A 3,606-nucleotide genomic window follows, 5' to 3' on the forward strand; every position below is an offset into this window, starting at 1 on the left:
TGACTGGAATCGCAAATCGGCTGATGCCCTTGGTCAACAGCGCCCGGTTCATGCCTAACAAGCTGCCCACAATGACCAGGGCAGAGAATAAGTAAATGATGTTGGTGGTTTGCCAAAAGTGCTGAATTGGGCTAATCAATCCCATCGGCAGCAGGTGATGATGTACCAGCCACGAGGGCAGTAACAATGCCACAATGACAGGGCCACCGATATGACGTAGTCCCGGCAATTTGGCACCGAGTTCGGCACACGTAAACCCCGCGACTGCAAGTACTGCAATCATTACAGGCAAATCGCTAGATACACATTTTAGCGCAACAAGTGCGGCTATACAGGCTAGTAGCAATCCGTATACTGGCACGGGGATAATGCCAATGCGACGGTGCATCCATTGCGGCCAGTGGGGTGATGCACGCCATGCGCATAGGCGAGAGACAAACACCGTGCTGAACAAGCGACAAGTTTTAAATTGTTTTATAATTAACTTAGCCATGATACCCTTTACGGAGTTTACCTTTAGGTGAAGAGTGGTTAGGCTCGGTCAAGTGCGTCACCACTTTGACCGGGCCGCTTCAATGCACTTATTTTATAAATAAATTAATGGACTATTAAGCAAATCCTTTTATAAAGGGTCGAATAAGAATAATGTAAAATTTACCTAAACTTAAGTGCTGTAAGTAACTATAACTTGCTTCTCTATAGAGAACAAGGCGCAATTAAGTCGATTTCATTTAATTAGTTGGTTACATAAATAAGAAGGCCGTCACCAGATATTAATAAGGTGGCCCTAAACAATTCGTTTTGAATTCGCTTTGCTCTGCGGCGCATTCATGGCGCCGACAACATGTGAGCATCGCAAGTGCAAAGCAACCAAAATTAAGGCGTAAAAAAGCCGCAGCTTTTTGAGCATCATCCGCAGGTTATGGCCGGCGCCGCACAGCACCACGTGGATGGCATTACCCAGTGCACCCTTGAGCCAGTTGCGCTCGAGCTTGCCGTTTGCCTTTGTGTCCAATGGCCGGCTCGATCGCACTGCGCCACCGGATCATTGCCCGCCAGCCTCAAGTGATACCGCGTCGCAAGCCCGGGTGATAAATTTCACGCCGTCGATCGCTACGCCCTTGTAGCTGCGATCGACGACAGTGGTCTACGGTTGCACCTCGCTCAGGATCGCCGCCTCTTCCAGCGCTTCCGTCAACGTGTGCGTGTTGGCCAGTGGGTGAAGGTGTGTTCGAGATGCGCGAGCCATTCGGTCCTGGCTAGCGCATGTACTATGTCCAGCGCGGTGAGACGCTCATCGTGATGCTGGGCGGTGGCGACAAGTCGACTCAGCAGGCTGACATTCGCCGGGCGATTGCGTTGGCGAATTCTTTGGAGGATGGATCATGACCCAGCGAATAAAAGTTTCCCAACTTCCCGAGTTCGATGCGGCCGAGTACCTAAACAACGAAGAAGATGTCGCATCGTACCTAACGAGTGTTCTTGAAGAGAATGACCCAGCGCTGCTGGCTGCAGCCCTGGGCGATATCGCCCGTGCTCGAGGAATGACGCAGGTGGCCAAGGACTCCGGCATCGCACGCGAAGCCCTGTACAAAGCGCTTCGACCCGGCAGTGAACCGCGCTTCGAGACGATCAGCCGCGTTTGCGCTGCCTTGGGCGTGCGCCTGGTGGCACAGCCGCTGCATTGACAGAATTTTTGGGTTTCCGGCTTATAACCCAAGATTCAGCTAACCCATCGGCTCGCCTCGTGTTACCTGCGCATAATACTTTGCGGTTTCTCTGCGCAGCTGGATCTGCGTTTTCTTGTCAGACGCTGTCGCGCCGTGCGCCATGAATCGCCCCTGTGGCTGGGCCAAAAAAATTGCCGACGGCCCGCGTCCGGCATCTGACTCTGTCAACTTGGCAGAAGCCGTCGATTTGTAGAGGTGATAGAGGGGTTCGGGGAGCATGGAGCAGCCCGCTGATTCCCCGATGGACACACACCTGATGCTGCTCGATGACGGCAAGTACTACATCGAGCGCAACTGTAACGGCGAAGCGGCTACCACCAACGGCCTTCTGTTTCGTCGGTGCCTGATCTCTCCAACGACACCTGGCGGTTACGAGTGCGTCGGTGGATATGAGCAATGTACGGGCGGGGAATGGTGCGCGTGGATCTGGCGCAGCAACTGACCGAGGCTGCCAGGATTTAGACATGGGAGGATGGTTCATTGAACAGTGCCCATTGCTCGGGACGTCGGGTCGCGGCATACTGATTATGCATTTAACAGTCATTTACCTATCGACACCCACCTCCCCTGTCTATCATGACCGAGGCTGATTTATTTGCCGCTCAGCAGCGCACCGATTGGGACCGTGCGCCCATTCAATCATTTGAAGCCTGGCTGGCCAGGCAACCCGGGCGTGGCACCTCTCGCACCTTGCGGTCCTCGTCCGCTCAAGTCTATCTGGCCCAATGGCGTGCCTTCGTACGCTACCTTCAGGCGCGCCGCACCCCCTTGAGTGCGGCGACGCCCGACACGATCAGCGCCTTTCTGGCCAGCTTGAGCCGCGAGAATCGAGACCAACGCGCGCGCTATCGCAAATTGATTGAGCGTGTGTTCGTCGATATTGATGCGTGTACGCGGCAAAGCCCAAGCGTCAATCCCGCTGTGGGTGCGTTGCGAGACAGTCAAGCCACCTGGAAGCGCGTCAAGGGTAACCAGGACACCGATTTCCTATGGCCGCAGGAAAGGCAAAACATTATCGACTTGTTGTTGTCCCCGGTGACGACCACGCATTATGAGCGCTGGTGTAGCTTACGTGATCGTGCGTTGGTGGCGACGTTCCTGGGGGCGGGGTTGAAGGTGTCACAGGCGCTTAGATTAACCGTTAACTGCATTAATATTGGGCCAGATCGACTCATGCACATCACCTCGCCAGGCTCGCGTTTTTCGCATCAACCCCGGCCCGAACCGTTTGCACACTCGGCGCTGGCACGCTGGTTAGCCGAACGGCAAGCCAGTGGCGTGGATAGTTCGTGGGTCTTTCCCGGTGGACGGGACGGACGGCCGATGCACGCGGTCACCGCGCTGCGCGCCACCGAGACCATCATGCGCGCCTGCGGTGTGGCCGACAGGCGGCAGGCGCGCGCCAGCCCCCAAACGCTGCGCAATAGTTACATCGCGACGCTGTTTGAGGCCGGGCAGACCACGCTCGCGGTCAGCGAAGTCCTCGGCGTGGAGCTGATCACCGCCGAGCGTCTCAAAAAGGCATGGCAGAAGTGGGCGCAAGAAAAATCAGCTTGATCGTCAGCTGGATCTATGGTCGTCCCCATTTTGCAGGTTCCAGTCAATCAGATCGGTCAGGCGAACCAATTATACCGCCCGGCCACTGCTCACGCCTGAGGGATGCGCCGCATGCTGCCAGGACGCGCGCTGCGGTTCCTCGTCGACTTTCACCCGATCGTCGCCGATAAGCTGTGCGATGCTTATCATCGCACTTTTAATGTATCCGGGATGGAGCCGTTCGATTGCAACGGCCTTACAGGCGGTTGTTCGCGCTGTTCAGCCTGCCAAAGTTCGTAATTGGTTTGCAGGTTCATCCAGAAACGCGCCGTGCTGACGC

4 protein-coding genes and 1 pseudogene are annotated in these 3,606 nt (G+C 55.7%); 3 read left to right on the forward strand and 2 right to left on the reverse strand.

Going from position 1 to position 3,606, the window contains the following annotated elements; translation table 11 throughout:
• On the reverse strand, nt 1-493 hold a 493-nt coding region (locus KPG66_RS13660), incomplete at its 3' end, for a 2-hydroxycarboxylate transporter family protein (RefSeq protein WP_237071177.1).
• 294 nt (nt 494-787) lie between these two features.
• Nucleotides 788-1,204, reverse strand: a pseudogene (locus KPG66_RS13665) (hypothetical protein); the annotation flags it as partial.
• 181 nt (nt 1,205-1,385) lie between these two features.
• Between KPG66_RS13665 and KPG66_RS13670 the strand changes: the two are divergent.
• From KPG66_RS13670 to KPG66_RS13680, 3 genes are all read left to right on the forward strand, one after another.
• A complete protein-coding gene (locus KPG66_RS13670) occupies nt 1,386-1,688 on the forward strand; it encodes an addiction module antidote protein (protein WP_237071178.1) in 303 nt (100 codons plus the stop codon).
• Nucleotides 1,689-1,971: 283 nt separating this feature from the next.
• A complete protein-coding gene (locus tag KPG66_RS13675) occupies nt 1,972-2,172 on the forward strand; it encodes a hypothetical protein (protein ID WP_157864646.1) in 201 nt (66 codons plus the stop codon).
• A gap of 134 nt (nt 2,173-2,306) precedes the next feature.
• Nucleotides 2,307-3,287, forward strand: coding sequence for a tyrosine-type recombinase/integrase (locus KPG66_RS13680; protein WP_013436771.1), 981 nt, complete (start codon nt 2,307-2,309; stop codon nt 3,285-3,287).
• Nucleotides 3,288-3,606 lie beyond the last annotated feature (319 nt).

The organism is Mycetohabitans sp. B2 (genome assembly GCF_021733735.1).
Lineage (GTDB): Bacteria > Pseudomonadota > Gammaproteobacteria > Burkholderiales > Burkholderiaceae > Mycetohabitans > Mycetohabitans rhizoxinica.

What these genes read in the sequence shown, in the direction of transcription:
- KPG66_RS13670 (WP_237071178.1), top strand. Translation starts at nt 1,386, where the DNA reads ATGACCCAGCGAATAAAAGTTTCCCAACTTCCCGAGTTCGATGCGGCC.
- KPG66_RS13675 (WP_157864646.1), top strand. Translation starts at nt 1,972, where the DNA reads ATGGACACACACCTGATGCTGCTCGATGACGGCAAGTACTACATCGAG.
- KPG66_RS13680 (WP_013436771.1), top strand. Translation starts at nt 2,307, where the DNA reads ATGACCGAGGCTGATTTATTTGCCGCTCAGCAGCGCACCGATTGGGAC.